Raw genomic sequence first — 22,805 nt, forward strand, 5'->3', positions numbered from 1 at the left:
GCCTCAGCGAGTGGCGAGAAGCCCGCGCCAGGCGGCGACAGGGATGGTGAGCGTGGGACCGGCGGGGTTCTTGGAATCGCGGACCAGAACCCCGTCAGCACTCAGAGATGGAGGGCGGCTAGGCCACGCCACCTCCACGCAGTCGGTTCCCACACCGTTGCTGCGGCTGCTCTTGCGCCAGGACGTCTGTGACACCCTGTTGACTCCCTCGGTCGTACTCGTCGGCCAGTCTGGCCGCGAACTCCCGAGATTGTCCCTCATCCAGGGCCACATCAGCGAGCTTGGACACGAGTTCGCGATAGCTGTTCACGTAAGCAAGGGCGTCGAGAATCAGGCCACCGAATCGAAGGTCGTCCAGGTAGACCACAGGGCGGAATTCATGGGACTCCATCAGGCGAAATGCCTCACCAAACGCGCCAGCCGCGCTCGGCACGATCCGCATCGTGACGTTGTCTGGCGCGGCCATGAACACAAGGTGCAGCAGTTGCTCGTGCATGATCTTGTCCGCGCCGACACGGAGTCGCAACGCGTGTTCGTGGATATAAAAGGTGAACCGCGGGGGCTGCGACTGGTTCAGAACCTGTCGTCGCTCCATTCGAGTGCGAACAGCACCCGCCACTGTTTCCTCGGCGATGCCGGATTCGATAGCGATGATGCGAGCTCGGGCGTAGTCAGGTGTCTGCAACAGGCCGGGGATCACCTGCGATTCATAGCTCAGCACATGCTCTGCCGAAGACTCGTGGAAGATCAGTGACTGCAGGGAACCGTCGATTCGTTCGTCCGACAGGTAGTAGCCCTGCTTACGCTCAGCAAGCCTGGTGAACTCCACATATGGTTGCAGCTCGTGCCATTTCAGGCCGCACATGACCACGTACTGGATGACGTCGGTCGTTGTCGTGGTCCGGCGGCCGTTCTCCATCCGGGAGATCGTTGTCAGCGGCCAGCCAAGCCTGCGCGCGACCTCCGTCGCGGTCAGTCCGGCCTGCTGCCGGGTCCTGACCAGCATCGCGCCCAACTCCCGGTAAGCGGCCGAGACGTAACGATTGCCCATGCCGACCACGCTAGGACCGGCATCGGTGAAACCTCAGGCACGCCGCGCCGAATCCACCCCAACGACGCACACCGGCGCCCATCTTTCACCGGTAGGAAGGGCGGGTCACCGTTTCGTCCAGGACCTTCAGCCACGCCCGAAACCGGACCAAGAGGCTCACCCGGTGAGTGCGTGCGTACCGTTGGTGGTAGCGACTTGTTCCACGAATGCGGGGCCACGGTGTGCGATCTGGCTTCGTGGGTCGACGATGCCCATGGCGAAGGGCCAGTCGCTGCCGAGCACAATGCGGTCCGGACCGAACACTTCGATGGCGTGGTCGACTTGGGCGGGGTCGTGCGCAAGGCAGTCCACGAAGATGCGTCGTAACGCTAGCCGTGGTGGCTCGGTGAGCGTTTCGACGCCGGGTCGTGCGGTGTCCAGGCCACGTTGCCAGCGGCCTGCGACGGCGGGTACGCATCCGCCGCAGTGCACGAGCAGGACCCTGAGACTGGGGTGTCGGGCAAGGACGTCGCCGAAGACGAGCTGGGCGGTGGCGACTGCGGTCTCGATGGGGTTGCCCAGGAGATTGTGCAGATAGAACGGGTCGAGGCGGTTGTCGGGTGACGTGGCGGGGTGTAGCAGGAGCAGTCGCGCGTCAGCGTCAAGCGCCTTCCACAGTGGACCGAAGCGGGAGTCGGCCAGAGACACGGACTTGCCGCCTGCCGCGCCGCACACTCCGACAAATCGGGCGTCCGCCTTGACTCGGTCGTACTCCTCGGCGGCGGCTTCCGGGTCCTCGAATGGCAGATAGGCGAGTGGGCGCAGGCGGGAACGCCCGGCGGTGACGTCGAGCAGGCCGTCGTTGACCTCGCGTGCGACTCCGGGCTGGCCCTGGCGGAAGAACGGGGGCGGGATGGACACGACGGCCTCGTCCAGCCCTGCCCGGTCGAGGTAGGCCTCGGCCTCGTCCGGGCGGTAGAGGGCGGGCGGCCCCACCGGGCTGCCGTCATGCTTGGGCGCGAGGTGGACGTGCAGGTCGATCGAAGTCATCTCACGCCACCGCAGCGGTGTCGCGGAGCACCTCGTCGAGGGCGGCGGACACGAGATCGCGGACCACACGTTGCCCCACAGTGGCTCCGGGTCCTCGCACTGCCACATCCGCGGTCCAGGACACAGAGGTCCCGTGTGGACTCTGCGTGAACTCCAGTCGCAGCAGGATATCAACCGCTGTCGGACCGCGTGTTCCGTGCACGGACAGAACCGCTCCCGCAGCACGCGCCTGCTGGACGGCCACAGTGATCGAGAACGGCATCGGGATGAACGTGCAGCGCGGGGTGAAGATCGCACGAACGTTGCCGGCGCCGTCGGTCCGGACACTGCTCAGGCTGGGTACCGCCGTCAACACGTCCGGGCCGCCTTGCAGCGCGAGCAGAGCCGTCGCACCAGTCGATGTCTCGAACCGGCCGGTCAGCTTCATCGGGCCACCTTCACCTTCTCGGCGTCAAGGCCGCGCAGCAGCCGGAGCACGCGCTCCGGCGGGTTGAAGGACTCGAGCACCATCGCGCTGGTGCCGACGGCGTCCTGGATCGCGGCGCTGAGCGCGTGCAGCGGGGCGCCGCCTCCCTCGCCCATGCCCTTGGCGCCGATCGGAGTGAACGGCGACGGGCTCACCACGTTGTCGTAGCCGAAGCTCGGCAGGTCCAGGGCTGTGGCCGCGTGGTAGTCGTAGAAGTTCCCCGCGGCCAGCTGACCATTGGCGTCGTAGGCGAAGTGTTCGAACAGCGCCGCCGAGATGCCGTGCACCGTGGCGCCGTGGACCTGTCCCTCGATCACCATCGGGTTGATGGGCGTGCCGCAGTCGTCGACCATGGCGTAGCGCAACAGTGTCGTGTGCCCGGTCTCTTCGTCGATCTCCACGACACAGGCGTGGATCTGGGTCGCGTAGGTGAGGGTCAGGTTGCCGTACTTACGTTCCAGGTCAGGCAACTCGAAGGGTGCCCGGTACACCGACCGTGCCACCAAGCCGACTTCCTCCGCGACTTCGGCAGGCAGGTCGACGGGTGAGAAGTGGACGATTCCCGCGACGGCGGCGAGCGCAAGCGCGCGCTCCGGGTCTGTCGCCACTCGCGCGGCGCCTTCGGCGAGCTCGATCTCATCCGGCTCGCACCCCAGGGTGGCGGCCGCGACGAGCGAGATTTCCCGGATCAGCCGGTTGGTGGCGTTGATCATCGCGCCGATACCGGTGACAGCGAACTGGGACGCGTACGAGCCGGAAAACCCGGTCTGCGCGGACAACGACGAGTCGCTGCCCCGCTGCACATGCACGTCGTCGTAGGCCACGCCCAGCATGTCGGCGACGACCTGGGCGACTGTGGTCTCGTGTCCCTGGCCGAACGCGACACCGCCTGTCGTCGCGTAGACCGAACCGTCCGCGCTGAGCCGGACCAGCGCGCCTTCGGTGTTGCCGCCGAACGGCAGGTGCGCGTTGATCAGGCGTGCCTGGCCGAAGTTGTTCGTACCGGAGTCCAAAGTAGACCCGATGCCGATACCGATTCGTTTGCCCGAACCCGCGGATTCCCGTTGCAGCCGCCGCGCGTCCTGGTAATCGATGAGATCCAACACCTTGCGCAGTGACAGGGGCAGGTCTCCCGAGTCGTATACGCAGCCGTTGACAGTCGTGTACGGATACTGGTCCGGCTGGACGTAGTTGCGCAGCCGGAACTCGACCGGGTCGAACCCGAGCTTGTGCGCGGCGATGTCCATCATCCGCTCGACCAGCCACAGATGCTGCATGCGGGAGTAACCGCGGTTGGGGTGTACCGGCCCCTTGTTGGTGTACACCGACCGGTAGCGGACTTTGAGGTGTTTGAGCTGGTAGCAGGCATTGGTGACCTGCGTCCAGATCACGCCACCGAGCGGCTCATAGCGGGTGTAGGCGCCGACGTCGTCGAGCGCGTCGTAAGTCAAACCCAGGACCGTGCCGTCGGACTGGACGGCCAGCTTCACGTCACGGAACCACCGCTCGTTGCCGTGCCCGCCCATCAGATGGTGCTCGGTCCGGGTCTCCGTCCACCGCACCGGCCTGCCGAGCTTGCGGGCCAACAATGCCGCGGCAGTGGCCGGGATATGGGTGTTGATCTTGACGCCGAACGAGCCGCCGAAGTCCTTGCTCAGCACGCGAAGCCGGTTCGCGGGATGGCGCAGCGCCACCGCGAGGTTGAACGTCGCCAACTGCGGTGTCGCAAAACCGCCGGTGAAGGTGAAAGTGTTGACACCTGCGTCGTACTCGACGGTGATCGCGCTGCATTCCAGTGGTGTCGAGGAGAACCTGTGGAAGTGCAGTTCGTCGACCTCGATCACATGGTCGGCGTTCTCCAGCGCGAAGTCGATGTCACCCCAGTCGTAGAGCGCGTCGAAGGCGACGTTCACCCCGATCTGGGAATGCACCAGCGGCGCCTCAGGCTGGACCGCTTCTCGAGCGTCGAGCACATGCGGCAACGGCTCGTAGTCGACGACGACGGCCGCAGCAGCGTCCCGCGCCGTCTCCCGGGACGCGCCGGCGACTGCGACGACCGGCTCCCCGGAAAAGCGCACGACACCGCCGGAAGCCAGGCAGCGGTCCACCTCCGCATCACCCGGCGGCCCCTGCAGCTCCATGTAGGGATCGGTCAGCGTCTCGACCTCGTCAGGCGTCAAGCAGCCGAGGTAGCCGTGCACCTGTTCCGCAGCCGATACGTCGATCGCGGTAATGCGGGCGTGCGCGTACGGAGAACGCACAAACACCAGATAGGCGAGGTGAGCGACCGGAGTGTCGTCGCCGAACTCACCCTGGGCCTTGAGCAGCCGGTCGTCCTCCTTGCGGGGCAACGGCTTGCCGGTGAACTGTTGGCGCAGCATGGGCCGGGCTATCTGGTCGGAGGTCACAGACGCTCCTCAGGGCTTGCGGCAGCGCGGATAGCCTGCACGATGTTGTGGTAGCCGGTGCAACGGCAGATGTTGCCCTTGATGGCGCGACGCGTGGTCTCCTCGGTGACGGATTCGCCGGAGTCGAGGAAGTCCGTCGCGGTCATCAGCATTCCGGAGGTGCAGTAGCCGCACTGCAGGGCGTGATGGTCCTTGAAGCACTGCTGCACTCGGTTGAGCGATCCGTCCACTTCAGACAATCCCGCAGCGGTCTCGACCGTGTCGCCATCGGCTTGGACCGCCAGCACCATGCACGACTTGACCAGGGCGCCATCCCACCGCACGGTGCAGGCGCCGCAGTTCCCGGTGTCGCAACCGATCTTGGGACCGCGCTTGTCAAGCGCGTCACGCAGCCAGTGCACCAGCAGTGTGCGATCCTGTGCCGCAGCGGTTTCAGGCTTCCCGTCCACGGTTACGGTGATGTCCCGGTCCGTCATCGAGTGCTCCTTTCCACCGCGGCACGCAACGCGCGCCGCAACTGAACTTCTGCCATCTCTCTGCGATAGGCCGCCGAACAGTGCACGTCATCCGCCGTGTCCACCTCGAGGCCTCGAGCGGCATCGGCAAGCTCAGGTGTCGCTTGGGCGCCTACAAGAAGGCGTTCGATCTCGGGCAGGCGAAGCGGCGATCCGTAGACGGCGCCTAACACCACGCGAGCATCGGTAACGATGCCGTCAGTCACGTCGAGCCGTACAATGGCCCGCGCGATCGCCCACGAATCGGCACCCACCTGCAAGTGTTCGTGCGCGACGACCGAATTCGGGGACAGGGCCGGGATTTCGACCGAAGTGAGCAGTTCTCCCCTGCCTACCGCGGTCGCAAGCGTGCCAAGGAAGAACTCGTCGGCGCGCAAAACCCGTTCGCCTGAGGCACCGAGAACGCGAAATCGTGCGTCCAAGGCGGTCAGCAACGGAGGAAAGTTGTTGGTCGGGTCGTTGAGGCAGCAGTTCCCACCGATGGTGCCGCGGTTGCGGACCTGCCGGTCGACCAGTCCGGCCGCCATCTGGGCCACAGCGGGATACACCTCAGCCGATGAGGCCAGGGCGGCATAGGTGGTGGCGGCACCGACAATCAGCGTGCCGTCCTCGGTCTGGCTGACGCCGCGCAAGGCATCGATCCGATGCACGTCGACGAGTGCCGCGGGCTGGGCCAGGTCGAGTTTGAGCATGTTGAGCAACGTCTGACCACCGGCCAGTACGACGCTGTCGTCCACTTCAGACAGAAGAGCGACGGCATCGGCCGGAGTGTCCGGCCGCAGGTACCGAATGGGCGGGAGGATCACGGTGTGCCGCCTCAGAATTCGGGGTGACGCGCGGCCACGTGGTACGACCCGGCGTGGAACACCAGGGGATCGCCATGGGCGGTGTCGAAGCGCTCGACCTCGCCGATGCAGATCAGGTGGTCACCCGCGTCCACCCAGCGCACGGTCCGGCATTCGAACCGGGCGAGCGCGCCTTCGATCAGCGGGACACCACAGATGCCGTCGATGATGGGAACACCTGCGAACTTGTCCGGCGCCGGAGTGGCGAACTGCTGCGACAGGTGGTGCTGGCCGGAAGCCAGCACATTGACCGCGAAGTGCGTGGCCTGCTTGAGATCGGGCAGGCTGGGCGCACGTTTGGCCGGGCACCACGACACCAGTGGCGGTTCCAGCGACACCGAGGTGAACGAGTTGGCGGTGACGCCGATCCGCTGTCCGCTCGGGGTGCAGGCAGTGATCACGGTAACGCCGGTGGCGTAGTGGCCAAGGGCCGAGCGGAGTTCACGCGGGCCGAAGTCCCTGGTCACGGGCTGCTCCGTCAAGATGGTCATGATGCACCTACGGTCGCGAGATAGGCCTGTGCCTGGGCAGGGTCCATGAACCAGTGGAAGAAGTCGCGGGGGTCGTCGAAGCCGTTGACGAACCGGCGCGCGATGCGGGGATGCCCGCCGGCCGCGCCGAGCAGTTCGAGCACATGCGGCGGAGGCGGGGCCAGCAGGGCATTGGTCCACGCGGCCACATACTGGGCGTAGTCCCAGTACCGTTCGAAGGTGTCCTGCATGAACGCCTGGTCGAACGGCCGGTCACCGTGTTCGAGGATGCTGGACAGGTATGACGCGGCGCACTTGCTCGCGTTGTTCGATCCCTGCCCGGTGATCGGGTCGTTGAGCACCACCACGTCCGCCAGACCCAGCACAGTGGCGCCCGACGGCAGTACCCCGACAGGCTTGCGCACGGTGGGCGGGAACCGGCCGGCGAGGATGCCATTGTCGTCGGTCAGGGCAAGATCGCCGCAGCGTTCGAACTCCCACGGCAGGAACTGCTCCAGGATCCGTACCGACGTCTCCAGGTGCTGTTCAGGCGAGCGGACCTCGCCCCAGCGGTCCATCGGGCCGCCGGGCACACCCTCGAACACCATGATCTCGCACGGCCCGCTCGTGGTCAGGGCCGGGAAAACGAAGTACTCCCCCACACCGGGGATCAGGTTGAACGACACCGCCGAGTACTCGTCGCGCGGCCGCATGCCGGTGACGTAGGTCAGCGCGAGCGCCCGCTGCGGCGCGTCGTAGGTGGAGCGTTCGGCGTCCCGTTCGAACAGCTTGGCGATCTCCCCCTTCCCCGCGGCCACGATCACCAGATCGGCGGAGCGCGCGTAGGACTCCAGGTCGTCGAGGCCGGCGTCGATGTAGTCGAGCTTGCCGCCGAACAGCTCGAACTCGTTCATCCAGACGGGCATCTTCACCCGCTGGTCCACCGACTGCGCGGGGACGTCGAGCCGTGACGCCCACGAGATGGCCTTGCCACCGGCGCCGTCGGGCACGGTGAACGAGATGCCCTCGACCGGCGGACAGGTCTCGTCCCACCGATCAAGGCCCAGCTTTCGCTCGCGGGCCAGCGCGCCGCCGAACATGCACTGGCTGGACATGACCTTTCCGGTCTTGATCTCGTCCGGCGTCCGGTTGGACACGATGGTGACGTCGTAGCCGTGGTCGAGCAGACCGAGGCCAAGCTGCAGGCCCGCCTGGCCCGCGCCGACGATGGTGATGGAGCGCATGGTGTTCACCTCTGGGGATCGCTGAGCTGGGGAATGGCCGGGACGGATTGTTCGGGGCCCAGTGCCGAGTAGCCGCCGTCGACGGCCCAGTCGGCTCCGGTGACGAAGGAGGCGGCGTCAGAGCAGAGGAACGCCACGACGGAGGCGACCTCCTCGGGGTCGCCGACGCGACCAAGCAGGTGGAACGGCGCGGCAACGCGGTCGGTCTTGGCACGGTCGGAACCGGTCAGCTCGTCCATCACCTTCGACCACGTCCAGCCTGGGCTGACCGAGTTCACCCGGATGCCGTCGGCGGCCAGGTCCAGCGCCATGTTGCGGGTCAGCTGCACCAGCGCCGCCTTGCTGACCGGGTAGAGCCAGCGCCCGGTCTGCGCCACCTTGGCCGAGATGGACGTGAAGTTCACGATCGCGCCACCGCCGCGTGCGACCAGGTACGGACGTACGGCCTGTACGAACATCGCCGCACTGACCACATTGACGTCGAGGGCCTGGGTCCACTGTTGACGTGTGGAATCAGCGCCGTCGTCGACATAGGAGCAGGCGAGGTTGACCAGGATGTCGATGCCGCCGAAATGGTCGACGGTGGTGGCGACACAGCGCGCGATCGCCGTATCGTCGGTAATGTCGGTGTGTTCGGCCAGTACGTGCGGGCCGAGTTCATCGGCCACAGCCTTCGCGCCGACATCGTCGATATCGGCTATCACCACTCGGGCACCTTGGGCGTGCAGCGTGCGTACCACGGCCTGTCCGATGATCGTCGCACCGCCGGTCACGACGGCGGTCCTGCCAGTGAGTTCCCGCATCGCACCTCCTCCGAGTCAGGTTGGACGAGGACGTTAAGGACGCGACCGGGTCTCAGCTATCCACCCGGCGCGGCGGCTATGCGTTTTACGAGGTCCCGGCAGCGGGGTGTCGCGTCCGGCGGCAAATCGGCGCATAGTGACCACCAGCCGTGCCGGAGGTGAACAATGACCGACGAGCCCCCGCTGTTCCGCCACGAGGGCGCGCACACCCGCGATGTCGACGAGGCCCGCGAGTTGGTGACCCGTGCCTTCTGCACGCATCAGCTGCTCCCGCTCGACGGTCATGGCGTGCTCGATGCCCGGTTCCACTCCGTCCGGCTCGGCGATGTGGGGCTGAACTACCTCGACTACGGCGCCGAAGTGCGGATCGCGCCCGGACAGCTGCAGGACTTCTTCCTCGTGCAGATGCCGCTGGCGGGCCACGCCGAGATCATTTGCGGCAAGGACTCGGTGCTCTCCGACCCGCTGATGGCGTCCGTGCCCGCGCCCGACCGGGATCTGGTCATGCGGTGGAGCGCGAACAATCCCCAGCTCATCGTGTGGATCGACCGCGAGGCCCTGGAACGTCACCTGAGCAAGATGCTCGGCCGGCCGCTGGCCCAGCCCTTACGGTTCGACCTCGGCATGGACATGACCCAGCAGGCCATTCGTTCCTGGCGCAACGTCGTGGAGCTGATGCGCAGCGAGATCGACATGGACGGCGCGATCCCCACCGAGCCACTCGCCATGACGGAGCTCCAACGGCTGCTGTTCAGCCAGCTCCTGATCGCGCAGCCGAACAACTACAGCGCCGCCCTGCACCGTGACCCGGCGCCCAGCGCGCCGAAGGTGATCAAGCAGGCGGCGGAACTCATCGACGCGCACGCGGCGGAACCACTGACCGTGGAGGACGTCGCGGAGGCCGTCGGTATCGGTGTGCGCGCGCTTCAGGACGGATTCCGGCGGTTCCTCGACACCACGCCCATGAACTACCTGCGTGAAGTTCGCCTGCGTCGGGTGCGGGCCGAACTGGAGCTAGCCGATCCGGCCCGCACCAACGTCACGGACGTCGCGATGCGATGGGGGTTCCTGCACGCCGGCCGGTTCTCAGTGCAGTACCGGCAGCGGTTCGGCGAATCACCCTCCGCGACCCTGCGTGGCTGAGGTTTCCGGACAGCGGGCTCGCTGAGCGGATAGCCCGGCCCGATGCCCGCTCGTACGGTGACCGGACACGGCCGAACGGCGAAGCGAGGTGTCCGGTGGACGCAGTCCCGATCGACGTACTGACCGAAACGATCAGCCGGATCTTCACTGCTTCGGGACTGTCCGAACGCCCGTCACGCGTGGTCGCCGGGTCCCTTGTAGACGCTGACTGCCGTGGTATTCCTTCCCACGGCGCGATGCTCGTTCCGATGTATGTGGAGCGAATTCGCCGCGGGTCGGTCAGCACAGCGCAGACCGCCGAGGTCGTCGCCGACTTGGCCGCAGTGGCCACATTGGACGGACGTAACGCGCTCGGTCAGCTCACCGGCGATCAGGCGATGCGTCTCGCGGTGGCCAAGTCGAAAGAGTTCGGCATCGGCGCCGTCACCGTCCGCCACGCGTTCCACTTCGGCGGAGCCTTCCGGTACGTCCTGGCCGCCGCCGAGCAAGGTTGTGTCGGCCTCGCCGCCGCCAATACCCGGCCTCTGATGCCCGCCCCCGGTGGCGCGGCACCGGTCGTGGGCAACAACCCGCTCGCCTTGGCGGCCCCGGTGCCGGGACGCGCCCCGATCGTGCTCGACATGGCGCTGTCCGAGGCCGCGCTGGGCAAGGTTCGTATCGCCGCAGCCGAAGGCCGGCAGATCCCTGCAACCTGGAGCACGGACGCGGACGGCGTACCGACCACTGATCCCACGGCGGCGCTCGCAGGCATGCTGCTTCCTGCGGGCGGTCCCAAGGGATACGGGCTCGCGGTCATGGTCGATGTCCTTACCGGGGTGTTGTCCGGCGGGGCTTTCGGCGCCGGCGTGTCCGGTCTCTACGCCGACACGGCTGTCCCCAACGACTGCGCCCATTTCTTCCTCGCCCTGGATCCGGCCGCCTTCGGTGGCACGTTCGAGGAACAGATGCGGACCTTCGCCACAAACATCGCGAACACCCCTGCGGCGCCGGGAATCGACCGCGTGTACCTCCCAGGCGAACTGGAAGCGCTCCGCCACGAGAAGGCACGCGTCGAAGGCGTCCGCCTGGAGCCTGCCGTGCGCAGCGCGCTGATCGACACGGCTCGTTCACTCGGTGTCGAACTCGCCATCGGAGGTGTGCGGTGAACGAACAGGTCGACGCTGTGGTCATCGGCTCCGGCATCAACGGCATGGTCGCCGCGGCCGAGCTCGCCAAAGCAGGCTGGTCGGTCGCCTTGGTGGAGCGCAACGACACATTCGGCGGATTCATCGCGACCGAGGAACGAACGCTCCCCGGCTACCGGCACGACACATACTCGTCGTGGCACCCGCTGTTCGTCTCCGGACCCGCGTACGCGGCACTTGGCGACGATCTGCACCGGTTGGGCCTCGAGTACCGCAACACCGACGAGTGGGTAACCGCCAGCGTTGCCGACGACGGGCGTGTGACCGCGGCTCACCGCGACCCCGAACGCACCGCAGCCCTGTTTGCCGATGGCCGCGACCGCGACACCTATCTGGCTGCCCTCAACGGATTTCTCGGCATCGCCGAGCCGTTCGGCACGTTGCTCGGCTCGGAACTGCTGTCCGGATCGACCGTCCGGACAGGGCTGAAACTCGCTCGTACCGCCGGGCGTTCCCACCTCGCCCGCCTGCTGCGAGACACCGTCACCAGCGGCCGCTCGTACTGCCGCCGGGAGTTTCGTGGCAACGAGGTGGATCATCTGTGGTCACCGTGGCTGCTGCACGCGGGTCTCTCCCCTGATCACGCGTCCGGCGGCCTGATGATCCCGATCCTGGCCGCCACGATGCACGGCTTCGGTCTGCCTGTCGTCGCGGGCGGGTCTGCACGGCTGGTCGAGACGTTCGGCAAACTGTTCGCCGAACTCGGTGTCAGTGCGTACACCGGTACCGAGGTCGAGCACATCCTTGTCGAGGATGGTCGTGCTGTCGGCGTTGTCGCTGCAGGACGTCACATCCGGGCTCGCCGGGCGGTGGTGGCCTCGTGCACACCGACCGCTCTGGTGCAGAACCTCTTGCCCGCAGGCGCCACAAGCACCCGGTTCACCGACGAGGCCGAACGGTTCCGCTATGGGCGCGGGGCAATGCAGATCCATGTTGCGCTGGCAGAGCCCCCGGCATGGCAGCAAACCAGTCTTTCCCAGGTGCCGCTCATCCACCTCTCCGATGGCTCGGCGAGCACCGGAATAGCTTGCGCCCAGGCCGAAGCCGGCCTGTTGCCCGCGAAGCCGACTGTCGTGGTGGGACAGCAGTACGTCCTCGATCCCACGCGCGTGCCCGACGGCGCCGCTGCGTTGTGGTTGCAGTTGCAAGAGGTGCCGTTCGCGCCAACAGGTGATGCGGCCGGTGAACTCGACACTGCCAACGGCTGGACCCGGGAGCTGGCGGACGCGTTCGCACAGCGGGTAATCGATCGGGTCGCCGCGCACGTACCGGGCCTGGCCAAGAACATTCGCGCGATCGACGTCATCACCCCGGCAGATCTGGCCGCCCACAACGTCAACGCTGTGCACGGCGATCCGTATGGGGGATCCGCCGAACTCGACCAGAACTTCCTCTGGCGCCCGACTCCCACCGGCGCCCGGCACTCGACCCCGGTACCCGGTCTCTGGCACATCGGCGCGTCCACCCATCCCGGTCCAGGTCTTGGCGGGGCCTCAGGCCACCTTGTCGCACAACGCCTGCTCAGGAGAAAAGCATGAAATCCACTTTCGATGCCCAGGGCGAGGTCCTGCTCGTGACCGGTGGGGCGAACGGGATCGGCGCGGCCACCGCCCGGGCGTTCGCCGAACGCGGCGGAACCGCCGTGGTGTTCGACGTGGCGCCCGCCGAGGATCTGGATGACCGGATCGAGCACCACCGCGTAGACGTGTCCGACCGTGAGGCGGTCCTGCATGCCGTCGATGCCGTGCTGGACAAGCACGGACGCATCGACGCCTTGGTGGCGGGCGCAGCGGTGCAGCCACGTTGCGACGTCGTGGGAATGGACGCCCACACCTGGCGCCAGACCCTCGCGGTCAACCTCGACGGCGTCGTCTGGTGCTGCCAGGCAGTGCTGCCCGACATGATCGCCCGGCGCTCCGGAAGTATCGTCGTGTTCTCGTCAGGCCTCGCCCACGCCGGCCGTGCCCAGGCTGCCGCCTACGCGGCAAGCAAAGGAGCATTGATCTCCTTCGCGAAGTCACTGGCCGCCGAGGTCGCCGACTACCGGGTGCGGGTGAACACTGTCTTCCCCGGAGTGATCGACACACCGCAGTTCCGTGCCGCGAACCCAAGCGGCGGCGAGCGTGAACACTGGGCCGCCACCACCGGGATCGGCTCGCCCGAGGACGTCGTCGGCTGCCTGCTGTTCCTGCTGTCCGACGCGGCCACCATGACCGGCTCGACCCTGACCCGGGACCGGGCCTTCGCCCAGGAGGCCTCATGACCGAACCACTTCCGGTGGCCGTGGTCGGCGGCGGACCGGTCGGGCTCATCACCGCACTCGGCCTTGTGCACCACGGGATCCCGGTCATGGTGTTCGAGGAAGACGAGGCACTCTCGTTGGACACCAAGGCCGGAACCGTACTCACCCGCACTCTCGAGGTTCTGCATCGCTACGACGCCGTCGACACAGTCCTGCGTGCGTCACTGAGGATCGACGAGATCGGTGACCTCGACCGGGCGACCGGCACCGCCCGTGACAGTGTCCGAACCGGACTGTTGACCGAGGACACACGGTTTCCCTTTGTTGTCAACATCCCGCAACACCACATGGAACCCGTCCTGCATCGGAGGCTGGACGAACTGGCGCCCGGAACCGTCCATATGAAACACAGGATGACGGGCTTCACCCAGCACTCCGACCACGTCGAAATCCTGCTCGACACGCCTGAAGGCGAACGACGGGTGGCCGCACAGTACCTGCTGGCCTGCGACGGCGGCCGGTCGCAGACCCGTGAGCAGCTCGGCATCACCGTCGAGGGGCACACCCTGGACCAGCGGTACATGCTCGTCGACCTCGAAGTCGATCTCGACGTCGCGAACCCGAGGGACTATCCGTACCTGGCCTACTTCGGCGACCCGGCGGAGTGGATGATCCTGGTGCGGCAACCACATTGCTGGCGGTTTCTCTACCCGCTCGAATCCGGCAGACCCGAACCCGACCACGCCGAGCTCGCCGCCAAGGCGAAGCGGTTCATCGGAGATGTCGACGGCCTGCGTGTCATCGGCACGAACATCTACCCCGTACATCACCGAGTCGCCAACCGCTGGCGTGTCGGGCGCGTCTTCCTCATGGGTGACGCTGCCCACCTGATCACACCGATGTGGGCGCTGGGGCTGAACACTGGCGTACTCGACGCCTCGAATCTGCCGTGGCGCCTTGCATGGGTACTCCGGGGGTGGGCAGATGAGTCCATTCTGGACGGTTACGAACGGGAACAGGCACCGGTGGCCGTCCGCGGCTCTGGCGAGATGGCCGAGGCCGCCCGCGCGTACATGGACCGCAGGGACTCGAGCGTATCCGCCATGGCAGGCGGTGGCTGGGGCGTGGCCGTGACCCGCTCCCTGCTTGGTGTCCGGCTGGATGTCGATGGCACCGGCGACTGGTCGATGATCGCGACCGGCGACGCGCCACACGCGGCCCGGACCGGTGACCGCCTGCCTGACGTACGTCTTTTCGGCCCTGACGGCGCGATTCACGTACACGACCTCTGCGCTGACGCGTTCGTCGCCCTGTACTTCACCGATGCGCGGCGCAACCCGCAGTTACCTGCTGACTCCCCCGGGTTGCGGCGTTACGTCGTGAGCCGGTGGGATGCGCCGCTGGACTCCGGGCTGCGCGACCGCGCGCTGTTCGATCCCGGAGAGCGGGCCACGCGCCGGCTTGGGGTCGCGCCGGACAGCGCGATCCTCGTCCGCCCGGACGGGCACGTCGCGGCGATCGTCGGCTTCGATCCCGCCGACCCGATCGGCGACGTGTACGCACGCATCACCGGCCGGGCATCGGCTCAGGCTCTTGCGGAAGGACTGAAATGACAGCGGGAACCATTGCGCGGGTACCGGATGGGCCGCAGGTTGTGCTCGCCGAAATCGGTCAGACCGAGTTGCTCGCCAACGACCGGGTGCGTGTGTGGGAAGTGGCGCTGAATCCGGGCGAGTCCCAGCCGTGGCACCTGCACCACAACCCCTATCTCGTGGTCAACCTCGAAGCGTCACCTGGGCGGATGGACTGGCTGGACGGCGCCCCACCGCGGTTCGTGAACGAGTACGTCGGTGGCGTGATCCTTCGGCCCACATCGCCGGTGCACATGCTCACCAACGTCGGAACGACGCCGTATCGCAACCGGTTGATCGAACTGCTCGACATCGGGGAGCACGCCGTGGGCGACGTGGTGCCGGCGATCGTGCCGAAACATCTACAACCGGAGCCCGGGACCGGACCGGTCGGCCATCACGTCGTGTTCGAAACCGACCTTGTGCGCGCGTGGGAAATCGTGCTCGACCCGGGCGCTTCGCTTATGTGGCACCGACACTGCAACCCGCATGTGGTGATCACGCTCGACGGCTCGGACACCCGCATAGACACCCTCGCCGCGCAAGGGCCGGTCGTGACCGAGCCCACGGGCTCCGTGCGGTATCTCGAACCCGGCGATGTCCAGATGTTCGTCAACGCGGGCGCCACCCGCTACCGAAGCCGACTGATCGAGTTGAAGTACCTGGGAGAAAACCGATGACCACGAACCATCTCGAGGAGATCCTGCTGCGGACCCGCGACCTCGAATGGGTCGACAAGACGCTGGCGGGCCTGTCGCACAAGATGCTGTGGCGTGACGAAGAGACCGGTGCTTCCATCGCTCTGGTCCGGTTCGAGAAAGGCTCGGGTATTCCGTCCCGGCACGCGCACGCCTCCAACCAGTTCATGTACTGCCTGAGCGGCCGCTACACCTACACGCCGACCGGCATCACGCTCACCGAGGGCGCCTTCTACTGGAACCCCAAGGGAGCCTCGCACGGCCCGACCATCGCCGAGGAGGAGTCCGTGCTGCTGGAGATCTACGACGGCCCGCACTATCCCACCCAGCCCGACTGGTACAGCGACCCCGAAGACGCCCGCTGAAGGAAATCCCATGCCCAAACACGAAGTCGTCTCCCCCGACCTGGCTGTCCCCAATGGACACTTCGCCCAGGCCACCGTCGTCCCCGCCCGGGGACGCCTGCTCTTCGTCTCCGGCATGACCGCCCGCAACGCCACGGGCGACGTCACCGGCGTCGGCGACATCACGGCCCAGACCCACCAGGTGTGCCAGAACCTCGCGGCAGCCGTGAAGGCCGCAGGCGGCACGCTCGACGATATCGCCCGCGTCGACGTCTATGTCCGCAACATGGAGGACTTCGCCGCCATCCATTCCGTGCGCAGGCAGTACTTCACCGGTGTGGCACCTGCCTCCACCATGGTCGAAGTGTCCAAGTTCGTGAACAAGGACTACCTGATCGAGATCAACGCCATCGCCGTGCTGCCCGACGAGGACGAACGATGAAACTCGCGACCGTCCTGCTGGACGGCAAGGAACTCCTCGCCGCGGTACGTCCCGAGGACAGCACTGCCGCGGTCATGCCGGGTTCGGTCGACGACATCGTCCGAGGCGGTTGCGTCGATTTCGATTTCGCCGAACGCCTCCCATTGAGTGCCGTGGAGTTGACCGCGCCATTGCGCCGGTTCAACCGCGACATCCTGTGCACCGGCTGGAACTACTGGGACCACTTCGACGAGTCGAAAGGCAAACGCGAAGGCCAGGACCCGGCCGAACGCCCCAAGCACCCCACGTTCTTCACCAAAGGCCCCGGCACCGTCATCGGCCCCTACGACGACATCGCCCACGACCCGGCGATCTCCACGAAGTGGGACTACGAAGCCGAAGTCGCACTCGTGATCGGCAAGGACGGCCGATCCATCCCCGAAGAACACGCCTGGGAGCACGTATTCGGCTTCTGCGTCGCCAACGACGTATCCCAGCGCGACCTTCAGCGCCGGCACGGCGGCCAATGGCTCAAAGGCAAGAGCATCGACGGCACAATGCCGCTCGGCCCCTGGATCACCACACTCGACGAGATCGACGACCCGTATGACCTCACAATCCGCTGTGACGTCAACCGCGTGACCCTGCAACAGGCCTCGACCCGGCAAGTCGCGTTCCGGTTCGAGCGAATCATCGCCGAACTGAGCTGGGGCATGACCCTGCGAGCCGGCGACGTGATCCTCACCGGAACCCCCAGCGGAATCGGCAACGCCCGCGAGCCCCAGGTGTTCCTCCAGCCCGGCGACGAGGTGGTCACCGCGGTCAGTGGCCTCGGCGAACTCCGCAATCGCGTCCTGAACACCGTCAGTCTGTCGACTCCCTGGTGAGTACTTCGCTTCATCGGCGCTGGTGTGGTGCCGGACGCACCGGCACCACACGAGGTGAACTAAAGCGTGCCGTAGACCTGCATTTCGTAGAGGGAGTAGCCGTATGAAGTGCCTCGGGCGGTACCGTTCATGCGGACGTAGCGGCCCGTGCCGGAGAGGGCGGTGAGGTCGTCTGTGGCGCCGTTTCCGGTCGTGGTGGTGTAGATCGTCGTCCAGGTGTTGCCGTCCGGCGAGGTCTGGATGGTGTACGACTTGCCGTATGCGGCTTCCCAGCTGAGCTTGACCTGGGAGATGGTGGCGGTGCTGCCGAGGTCCACACGGATCCACTGTGGATCCGAGCCTTCTTTGCTGGCCCAACGGGTCGAGGTGAGGTTGCCGTCGAACGCGGCGCTCGCCGGGTAGCTGCCGGACTCAGTCGAGGACGCGGTCGCGGGCTTGCTCTGGGACAGCAGGGTCGGGTTGCCGCTTCCACCGACGGTCAAGGTGAAGGTGGCCGTGTGGGTCTTGCCGCCGGAGGTGCCGGTGATCGTGATCGGGTACGTCCCTGCCGGTGCGTCCGCCGTAGTCGCGACTCTGAACGTGGAGGAACCACCCGCAGTCACCGTGGCCGGGGTGAACGTCACGACCGCGCCCGGGGGAACGTTCGACGAGTCGAGACTGATCTCACCGGAGCCCGTGGTCGCCACAGTCGCCGTCACGGCACCGCCGCCGGTGATCGATCCGGACGCGGGGTTGACCGCCACGGAGAAATCGTTGGTGCCCGCGGGCGTGAACTGCCACTGGCTCGCGGTCCCGGAACAACTGGCCGCGGTGACGGCGCCACTGGCTGCCCGGAAGCACTTCTTGCCGGTCTGAATATCCGAAATGGTCAGACTGGGGTTGACCGACCACTGCTGGTTCGGCCCGGCCGTACAGGTCTGCAGCACGATCTTGCTGCCCGACATGCCCAGGCAGAGTTTGTTGATCTCGAAGAAGGCGCCGTGGAACTTGAACTGCTGCGCGGCCGCGCCGGAGCAGGCCGCCAGCTTCATCTGCGTGCCAGGACTGGAACTATTGCCGGGATTCTCCATGCACTGGCCCGTGGAGACGTTCCTGTACGAGCCGAATGTGGTGTTCGGCTGTGCACCGCCGTAACATTCACCGGTGCCGGTGTTGAAGATCGGCGTGGGATCGTATGGTTCGTCGGACGGCGGGTCGACGACAACAGATTCCATAACCGGTGTGCTGTCAGGGTTGTAGTGCGTCAGCGCGTCTTCGCAGTCGATGGCGGCCATCGGGTCGCCGCCCTTGCCGCCGAGCCACAGGTCGATGTGCCGCAGCCCCGGCCCTCCGTTCGGGCCTTCACCGTTCCAGTCCTCGCCGCACTCCTGGCAGGAGTCCTCCATGATGAAGTACTTGCGTACCCGGGGAACCCACACCTTGGTGCCCGCGCGCAGCTCCGAAGTGGAGGTGGCGAACGTGATGGGGTCGGCGTAGGTGCCCTTGCCCCCGGCGGTGTTGTGGATCTGCGGGTAGGCGATGTCACCCCCGGGTGGCGTGTTGTCCCACCACCCGTAGAAGGTGAGGAACATCGGATAGGTGGTGGCGGCATTGGCCGGCACACCGGTGAAAACGGACATCAGAACAAGAAGGACCACAGTGCACAACGCACGGCGTCTCATCATGCCTCCGCATGTGAAAGTACAGAGTGTCGCGGCGGCTGCGTACACCTTCCCGCCCAGCGCGGCACGGGTCAAGCTTTGTTAGGAACCTTTCCTGACAAACTCCGGGCGTTGCCCGAAATGCCCGGAAGCCCGCCGCGGTACATTTCGTTGATGCCGGAGATCAAGGTCAGGCTCGACCACTGCGTGATCGCGGTGAGCGACTGGGAGCGGTCGACGAACTTCTACCGGGACGTGCTGGGCGCGGAGGTGGTCGACCACCCCGATGGCCGCGTCGCATACAGGTTCGGCGACCAGCAACTCAACGTTCACGGACCAGGTCTGGACATCGGCCCGCTCGTGGCGAGTCCGCCGGTGGTTCCGGGCGGTAGCGATCTCTGCTTCACATGGCCAGGCACGGTCGATGAAGCCATGACCCACCTAAGCCGCCACCAAGTGCCTGCGGAGGAGGGACCAGTCGTCCGCTGGGGCGGGCGTGGCCGCGGTACAAGCATCTACTTCCGTGACCCGGACGGTTCTTTGCTGGAGCTGATCATCTACGGGTAGCAACAGATCGGATCCGGCGATCCGTCATCCGGTTTCCGGCGCGGGCTTCACCAGCACAGCACGGGTGTAGAGCAGGTCGAAGCCCTGGCGTTGGGCGTTCTGTTGCGACTTGGAGCCTGGCTGGGTCGTGATCACGGCGATGTCGCAACCTTCGGCCGCCAGATCAGCCAGCCGGGCGGACAACAGCGCGGTCTGCACTCCCTTGCGCCGATGCTTGGGCACGGTCGCCGCGCCCGTGAGCTGTGCGACGCCGTTGTCACCTCGACAACTCGCCGCACCCGCGAGCTCGCCTTCGTACAACGCCACATAGCGCCGCACCCCAGCTGCCGCGACCAGGTCACGCATGGCGTTCGCGAGGATCTCGCGCGGGAATTCCTCGTGCGACGGCACTCCCTGATTGTCCGGACTGGCGAATCCCTCGACCACGGTGTCCAGCCAGGACTCGAAATCCTCGTCCGTGCGGCGAACCTCCACCCCCGCCGGGTCGACGCGCTCGTAGCCACCGTCCAGCGCCAGGCCCAGGACATTCTCAAACGACACCAGCCGATAACCGCGGGCGGTGAGCAGCGCCGGGATCCCCGGATCGCCCAGATGCGCGAGCTCCACCTGGACCGGGATGTCGCCGAACGCCAGCTCGATCTCCTCGACGTCCTTCTCAGTCGGCACCCCCGCGAACCCCAGGCCAGCCACCTTGTTCAGCGGCGACCCCTCCTCCGCCACGCTCGCCACACCCCCGGCGACCGGCAACAGCAGGCCACGCGCTCCCCTGCCCCGGGCAGCCTCGCAGCCTGCGCTGATCAGCCGCACCTCCGCCTGCTCGATCCGCTCAGCCAGCCCGGTGTCACAGAACAACGACACGCGTGTCCCCTTTCCTGTCAAAGAATTGCATCAACGTCCGTTCCAGGTACGGATGCGATGGGCCTGCTGTTGCTGTAGCTCGACTTGTTCCCGCACGAAGCCGGTGAGCAGTTTCAGTTGCGCGGACGTGTATCGGTCGAGTTGGGTCTGCGCCTCGGCGATGGTCTGGCCCCACACTTGTTCGGCGAGATGCCGTGCTTTGTCGGAAGCCGCGATGATGATCCTGCGACGGTCTCGTTGGTCGGGCGCGCGCTCGGCGAAACCCGCCTCCCGCAAGCGGTCGACTGCGAAGGTCAGCGCCCCCGGTTTCAGCCCGGCCGTTTCGGCAAGCTCGCCTGCTGTCATCGGGCCACGGGTGATCAGGCATGACAGGCAGCGCGCGTCGGTGCGGTTGAGGCCGAGACTGTCGCTGATGGCCTGGTCGGCGACATCGGAGGCGTTCTGCAGGTCGGTGACGGCCAGCATCAGCTCGTCGATCAGCTTCTGCTTGGGGGGATTCGCCAACGGGACCTACCTCGTCATTGATGTCTACCGACCATCATTATGTGGCTACCGGAAGTCGGCAGCGTGCTCGGTGGCCCATTCAGCGAACGTACGCGGTGGCCGGCCGGTCACTTCCTGCACCGCGTGCGTGACACCGACCGGGTGGGTGACGGCTGCGGCGAGCTGTCCGAGCACCGCGTCCACGATCGCCGGTGGCGCATAGCGGATCATCTCCTCGCGGGCTTGGACTGCGGGCATCTCCTCGAAGCGCAGCTTCCGGCCGATCGCGGCACCGATGAGGTCAAGCTGGTCGGCGTGGCTCAAGGTCTGCGGCCCGCTCAGCTGGTACGCCACCGCGGCATGCCCGTCATCGGTCAACGCCTGGACCGCGATAGCCGCGATGTCACGCTCATGGATCGGAGAGGTGCGCGCTTGACCGTACGGCGCGCGTACCACGTCGCCAGCCTGGATCTGCGGTGCCCAGTGCAGGCTGTTGCCGGCGAACTCGTTGGGGCGCAAGAACGTCCATTCCAGGCCCGACGACCGGATCACATGCTCGAACCGCGCATGGCGCTCGGCGACCGCGTCATGTTGCCGGGCAACGTCGTCTCGCACGTCGCCGGTGGACAACAGCACGATGCGACGAACACCGGCCTGCTTGGCGAGGTTGACGAACTGCTCGGGGGCATCGCCCATCGCGACCAGGTAGACAGCGTCGACACCCTGCACTGCGACCGCCAGCTCGTCCGGCCTGGCCAGATCGCCGTGCACGACTTCGGCGGCGTCCGGTAGCACGGCGGTCTCCGGATTCCTGGTGAGCGCGCGTACGGAGTGACCTTCGGCGAGAAGCCCGGCGACGACGTGCCGCCCGACACTGCCGGTGGCTCCGGTGACAAGGAACATGACTTACTCCAAACTCTGGATAGTCCAACTTTTGGAGTAAGCGTACACCTCGAGCGGCATGCCACGCGTGGGCATCGAAGGGCCCTCAGTCCGCGAGGGACACGTCCATTTCCTCGGCCAGGTATTTGATGACGGACCAGGTGTGTGCGTCCTGCGGGGTGTTCACCTGGATGGTCAGGCCAGGCACAGCTGACACTGCCAGCTCCTGCCCGGAAAAAGTGACTCGGCCGAATTCGGGGAGCTCGAAAATGCGGTGGCGGACGGCGGGTTCGGCGACCTCGTGCCGTGCCCACAGCCGCGCGAACTCCTCGTTGGTCTCCTGCAGCCGGCGGATGTCCTCTTCCCAGTCCGGGTCGCCGACGTGGCGGGCGTACTCGGCGCGCATCCGGGCGACCATGTGCGCGATCTCGGCGTCGTAGTTGACGTACCAGCAACGTGCCATCGGCTCGGTCACGCAGCACCACAACACGTTTCGGTGCACGCACGTGCCGGTTGCGGTGTGCCAGTCGCGGAAGAGCGCTCGGTACACGTCATTGGCCACGAAGACATCGAACCGGCCGTTGACCAGGGTGGCGGGCAGTGGCTGCAACGATTGCAGCAGCACTTTCGTGGCCGGCGGGAGGTTTGTGCCGTGTTCCCGGTCGCGTCGTGGCGTGGCCTCGGCCAATTCGTAGAGGTGCCGACGCTCGGCGCGGTCCAGTTTCAGGGTGCGGGCCACCGCGTCCAGGACCTGGATGCTGGCGTTGATCGGCCGTCCCTGCTCAAGCCAGGTGTACCAGGTGATGCCGACTCCGGCGAGCAGTGCGACCTCCTCGCGGCGCAGACCCGCGGTGCGCCGCCGCTCTCCCGGCGGCAGGCCGACGTCCTCCGGGCGGAGCTGGGCGCGGCGCGTCTTCAGGAAGGCGCCCAGTTCGCTGCGCCTGCGTCCGTCGGCGGTGTCGAATGTGGCCACACCCCATCATCCCCTAGTTCC

Annotated in this window: 25 protein-coding genes; 10 read left to right on the forward strand and 15 right to left on the reverse strand. The window is 66.5% G+C overall.

Going from position 1 to position 22,805, the window contains the following annotated elements; genetic code table 11:
• Positions 1 to 3: 3 nt before the first annotated feature.
• The 10 genes from JOF56_RS40900 to JOF56_RS40940 all read right to left on the reverse strand — a co-directional run bounded on the left by JOF56_RS40900 (position 4) and on the right by JOF56_RS40940 (position 8,831).
• Positions 4 to 195 carry a DUF397 domain-containing protein gene (locus tag JOF56_RS40900; RefSeq protein WP_307855478.1) on the reverse strand — a complete coding sequence of 64 codons (192 nt, stop codon included), beginning with the start codon at positions 193 to 195 and terminating at the stop codon, positions 4 to 6.
• Positions 119 to 1,051 (reverse strand): helix-turn-helix domain-containing protein, encoded by a 933-nt coding sequence (locus JOF56_RS58585; protein ID WP_307855479.1) that lies wholly within the window; start codon positions 1,049 to 1,051, stop codon positions 119 to 121. Before JOF56_RS58585 ends, JOF56_RS40900 begins: the two co-directional genes overlap by 77 nt.
• 156 nt (positions 1,052 to 1,207) lie before the next feature.
• A complete protein-coding gene (locus JOF56_RS40905) occupies positions 1,208 to 2,080 on the reverse strand; it encodes an amidohydrolase family protein (protein ID WP_209644965.1) in 873 nt (290 codons plus the stop codon).
• 1 nt (position 2,081) lies between these two features.
• Positions 2,082 to 2,507, reverse strand: a complete 426-nt coding sequence (locus tag JOF56_RS40910; protein ID WP_209644966.1) for an SRPBCC domain-containing protein — start codon at positions 2,505 to 2,507, stop codon at positions 2,082 to 2,084.
• Complete coding sequence (locus JOF56_RS40915) at positions 2,504 to 4,954, reverse strand: xanthine dehydrogenase family protein molybdopterin-binding subunit (RefSeq protein WP_209644967.1); 2,451 nt, start codon at positions 4,952 to 4,954, stop codon at positions 2,504 to 2,506. Before JOF56_RS40915 ends, JOF56_RS40910 begins: the two co-directional genes overlap by 4 nt.
• Positions 4,951 to 5,430 carry a (2Fe-2S)-binding protein gene (locus tag JOF56_RS40920; RefSeq protein WP_209644968.1) on the reverse strand — a complete coding sequence of 160 codons (480 nt, stop codon included), beginning with the start codon at positions 5,428 to 5,430 and terminating at the stop codon, positions 4,951 to 4,953. Before JOF56_RS40920 ends, JOF56_RS40915 begins: the two co-directional genes overlap by 4 nt.
• The gene (locus tag JOF56_RS40925; protein ID WP_209644969.1) at positions 5,427 to 6,275 is read right to left on the reverse strand and encodes an FAD binding domain-containing protein; all 849 of its coding nucleotides are present in this window, start codon (positions 6,273 to 6,275) and stop codon (positions 5,427 to 5,429) included. Before JOF56_RS40925 ends, JOF56_RS40920 begins: the two co-directional genes overlap by 4 nt.
• Before the next feature lie 11 nt (positions 6,276 to 6,286).
• Positions 6,287 to 6,805, reverse strand: a complete 519-nt coding sequence (locus JOF56_RS40930; protein ID WP_209644970.1) for a flavin reductase family protein — start codon at positions 6,803 to 6,805, stop codon at positions 6,287 to 6,289.
• Positions 6,802 to 8,028 (reverse strand): styrene monooxygenase/indole monooxygenase family protein, encoded by a 1,227-nt coding sequence (locus tag JOF56_RS40935; protein WP_209644971.1) that lies wholly within the window; start codon positions 8,026 to 8,028, stop codon positions 6,802 to 6,804. Before JOF56_RS40935 ends, JOF56_RS40930 begins: the two co-directional genes overlap by 4 nt.
• Before the next feature lie 5 nt (positions 8,029 to 8,033).
• Positions 8,034 to 8,831 carry an SDR family oxidoreductase gene (locus JOF56_RS40940; RefSeq protein WP_209644972.1) on the reverse strand — a complete coding sequence of 266 codons (798 nt, stop codon included), beginning with the start codon at positions 8,829 to 8,831 and terminating at the stop codon, positions 8,034 to 8,036.
• A gap of 165 nt (positions 8,832 to 8,996) precedes the next feature.
• Here JOF56_RS40940 and JOF56_RS40945 point away from each other — a divergent pair, with 165 nt between their 5' ends.
• The 9 genes from JOF56_RS40945 to JOF56_RS40985 all read left to right on the forward strand — a co-directional run bounded on the left by JOF56_RS40945 (position 8,997) and on the right by JOF56_RS40985 (position 17,381).
• Entirely contained in the window at positions 8,997 to 9,974 is a 978-nt protein-coding gene (locus tag JOF56_RS40945) for an AraC family transcriptional regulator (protein ID WP_209644973.1), read from the forward strand.
• A gap of 95 nt (positions 9,975 to 10,069) precedes the next feature.
• Positions 10,070 to 11,119 (forward strand): Ldh family oxidoreductase, encoded by a 1,050-nt coding sequence (locus tag JOF56_RS40950; RefSeq protein WP_209644974.1) that lies wholly within the window; start codon positions 10,070 to 10,072, stop codon positions 11,117 to 11,119.
• On the forward strand, positions 11,116 to 12,696 hold the full coding sequence (locus tag JOF56_RS40955) for a phytoene desaturase family protein (protein WP_307855480.1): 1,581 nt from the start codon (positions 11,116 to 11,118) through the stop codon (positions 12,694 to 12,696). Before JOF56_RS40950 ends, JOF56_RS40955 begins: the two co-directional genes overlap by 4 nt.
• Positions 12,693 to 13,421 (forward strand): SDR family NAD(P)-dependent oxidoreductase, encoded by a 729-nt coding sequence (locus JOF56_RS40960; RefSeq protein ID WP_209644975.1) that lies wholly within the window; start codon positions 12,693 to 12,695, stop codon positions 13,419 to 13,421. Before JOF56_RS40955 ends, JOF56_RS40960 begins: the two co-directional genes overlap by 4 nt.
• Positions 13,418 to 15,013, forward strand: a complete 1,596-nt coding sequence (locus JOF56_RS40965) for an FAD-dependent monooxygenase (RefSeq protein ID WP_209644976.1) — start codon at positions 13,418 to 13,420, stop codon at positions 15,011 to 15,013. The genes JOF56_RS40960 and JOF56_RS40965 overlap by 4 nt, the downstream gene beginning before the upstream one ends.
• On the forward strand, positions 15,010 to 15,711 hold the full coding sequence (locus JOF56_RS40970; protein ID WP_209644977.1) for a cupin domain-containing protein: 702 nt from the start codon (positions 15,010 to 15,012) through the stop codon (positions 15,709 to 15,711). The genes JOF56_RS40965 and JOF56_RS40970 overlap by 4 nt, the downstream gene beginning before the upstream one ends.
• The gene (locus JOF56_RS40975; protein WP_209644978.1) at positions 15,708 to 16,094 is read left to right on the forward strand and encodes a cupin domain-containing protein; all 387 of its coding nucleotides are present in this window, start codon (positions 15,708 to 15,710) and stop codon (positions 16,092 to 16,094) included. The genes JOF56_RS40970 and JOF56_RS40975 overlap by 4 nt, the downstream gene beginning before the upstream one ends.
• A gap of 10 nt (positions 16,095 to 16,104) precedes the next feature.
• Positions 16,105 to 16,515: a RidA family protein gene (locus JOF56_RS40980; protein WP_209644979.1), complete on the forward strand. Its 411-nt coding sequence runs from the start codon at positions 16,105 to 16,107 to the stop codon at positions 16,513 to 16,515.
• On the forward strand, positions 16,512 to 17,381 hold the full coding sequence (locus tag JOF56_RS40985; RefSeq protein WP_209644980.1) for a fumarylacetoacetate hydrolase family protein: 870 nt from the start codon (positions 16,512 to 16,514) through the stop codon (positions 17,379 to 17,381). The genes JOF56_RS40980 and JOF56_RS40985 overlap by 4 nt, the downstream gene beginning before the upstream one ends.
• 59 nt (positions 17,382 to 17,440) lie before the next feature.
• On the opposite strand, the gene JOF56_RS40990 is transcribed toward JOF56_RS40985, so the two are convergent.
• Positions 17,441 to 19,042, reverse strand: a complete 1,602-nt coding sequence (locus JOF56_RS40990; protein WP_209644981.1) for a discoidin domain-containing protein — start codon at positions 19,040 to 19,042, stop codon at positions 17,441 to 17,443.
• Positions 19,043 to 19,195: 153 nt separating this feature from the next.
• Here JOF56_RS40990 and JOF56_RS40995 point away from each other — a divergent pair, with 153 nt between their 5' ends.
• Entirely contained in the window at positions 19,196 to 19,588 is a 393-nt protein-coding gene (locus tag JOF56_RS40995; protein ID WP_209644982.1) for a VOC family protein, read from the forward strand.
• A 24-nt stretch (positions 19,589 to 19,612) separates the two neighbouring features.
• Here the strand turns inward: JOF56_RS40995 and JOF56_RS41000 are convergent, their stop codons facing one another.
• The 4 genes from JOF56_RS41000 to JOF56_RS41015 form a co-directional block, all read right to left on the reverse strand.
• Positions 19,613 to 20,446: a GNAT family N-acetyltransferase gene (locus tag JOF56_RS41000; RefSeq protein WP_209644983.1), complete on the reverse strand. Its 834-nt coding sequence runs from the start codon at positions 20,444 to 20,446 to the stop codon at positions 19,613 to 19,615.
• A 30-nt stretch (positions 20,447 to 20,476) separates the two neighbouring features.
• Positions 20,477 to 20,950, reverse strand: a complete 474-nt coding sequence (locus JOF56_RS41005; protein ID WP_209644984.1) for a MarR family winged helix-turn-helix transcriptional regulator — start codon at positions 20,948 to 20,950, stop codon at positions 20,477 to 20,479.
• A gap of 45 nt (positions 20,951 to 20,995) precedes the next feature.
• Positions 20,996 to 21,832, reverse strand: coding sequence for an NAD(P)H-binding protein (locus tag JOF56_RS41010; protein ID WP_209644985.1), 837 nt, complete (start codon positions 21,830 to 21,832; stop codon positions 20,996 to 20,998).
• Between the two features lie 85 nt (positions 21,833 to 21,917).
• Positions 21,918 to 22,784, reverse strand: a complete 867-nt coding sequence (locus tag JOF56_RS41015) for a helix-turn-helix transcriptional regulator (RefSeq protein WP_209644986.1) — start codon at positions 22,782 to 22,784, stop codon at positions 21,918 to 21,920.
• Between the last annotated feature and the right edge of the window lie 21 nt (positions 22,785 to 22,805).

The sequence above is a fragment of the Kibdelosporangium banguiense genome (assembly GCF_017876405.1).
Taxonomy (GTDB): Bacteria; Actinomycetota; Actinomycetes; order Mycobacteriales; family Pseudonocardiaceae; genus Kibdelosporangium; species Kibdelosporangium banguiense.

Excerpts from the sequence above, each read along its gene's own strand:
- JOF56_RS40920 (WP_209644968.1), bottom strand. The coding sequence starts at position 5,430 with ATGACGGACCGGGACATCACCGTAACCGTGGACGGGAAGCCTGAAACC.
- JOF56_RS40985 (WP_209644980.1), top strand. The coding sequence starts at position 16,512 with ATGAAACTCGCGACCGTCCTGCTGGACGGCAAGGAACTCCTCGCCGCG.
- JOF56_RS40935 (WP_209644971.1), bottom strand. The coding sequence starts at position 8,028 with ATGCGCTCCATCACCATCGTCGGCGCGGGCCAGGCGGGCCTGCAGCTT.
- JOF56_RS40995 (WP_209644982.1), top strand. The coding sequence starts at position 19,196 with ATGCCGGAGATCAAGGTCAGGCTCGACCACTGCGTGATCGCGGTGAGC.
- JOF56_RS40905 (WP_209644965.1), bottom strand. The coding sequence starts at position 2,080 with ATGACTTCGATCGACCTGCACGTCCACCTCGCGCCCAAGCATGACGGC.
- JOF56_RS40980 (WP_209644979.1), top strand. The coding sequence starts at position 16,105 with ATGCCCAAACACGAAGTCGTCTCCCCCGACCTGGCTGTCCCCAATGGA.
- JOF56_RS41010 (WP_209644985.1), bottom strand. The coding sequence starts at position 21,832 with ATGTTCCTTGTCACCGGAGCCACCGGCAGTGTCGGGCGGCACGTCGTC.
- JOF56_RS58585 (WP_307855479.1), bottom strand. The coding sequence starts at position 1,051 with ATGGGCAATCGTTACGTCTCGGCCGCTTACCGGGAGTTGGGCGCGATG.
- JOF56_RS40990 (WP_209644981.1), bottom strand. The coding sequence starts at position 19,042 with ATGAGACGCCGTGCGTTGTGCACTGTGGTCCTTCTTGTTCTGATGTCC.
- JOF56_RS40965 (WP_209644976.1), top strand. The coding sequence starts at position 13,418 with ATGACCGAACCACTTCCGGTGGCCGTGGTCGGCGGCGGACCGGTCGGG.
- JOF56_RS40940 (WP_209644972.1), bottom strand. The coding sequence starts at position 8,831 with ATGCGGGAACTCACTGGCAGGACCGCCGTCGTGACCGGCGGTGCGACG.
- JOF56_RS40945 (WP_209644973.1), top strand. The coding sequence starts at position 8,997 with ATGACCGACGAGCCCCCGCTGTTCCGCCACGAGGGCGCGCACACCCGC.
- JOF56_RS40975 (WP_209644978.1), top strand. The coding sequence starts at position 15,708 with ATGACCACGAACCATCTCGAGGAGATCCTGCTGCGGACCCGCGACCTC.
- JOF56_RS40960 (WP_209644975.1), top strand. The coding sequence starts at position 12,693 with ATGAAATCCACTTTCGATGCCCAGGGCGAGGTCCTGCTCGTGACCGGT.
- JOF56_RS40970 (WP_209644977.1), top strand. The coding sequence starts at position 15,010 with ATGACAGCGGGAACCATTGCGCGGGTACCGGATGGGCCGCAGGTTGTG.
- JOF56_RS40930 (WP_209644970.1), bottom strand. The coding sequence starts at position 6,805 with ATGACCATCTTGACGGAGCAGCCCGTGACCAGGGACTTCGGCCCGCGT.
- JOF56_RS40910 (WP_209644966.1), bottom strand. The coding sequence starts at position 2,507 with ATGAAGCTGACCGGCCGGTTCGAGACATCGACTGGTGCGACGGCTCTG.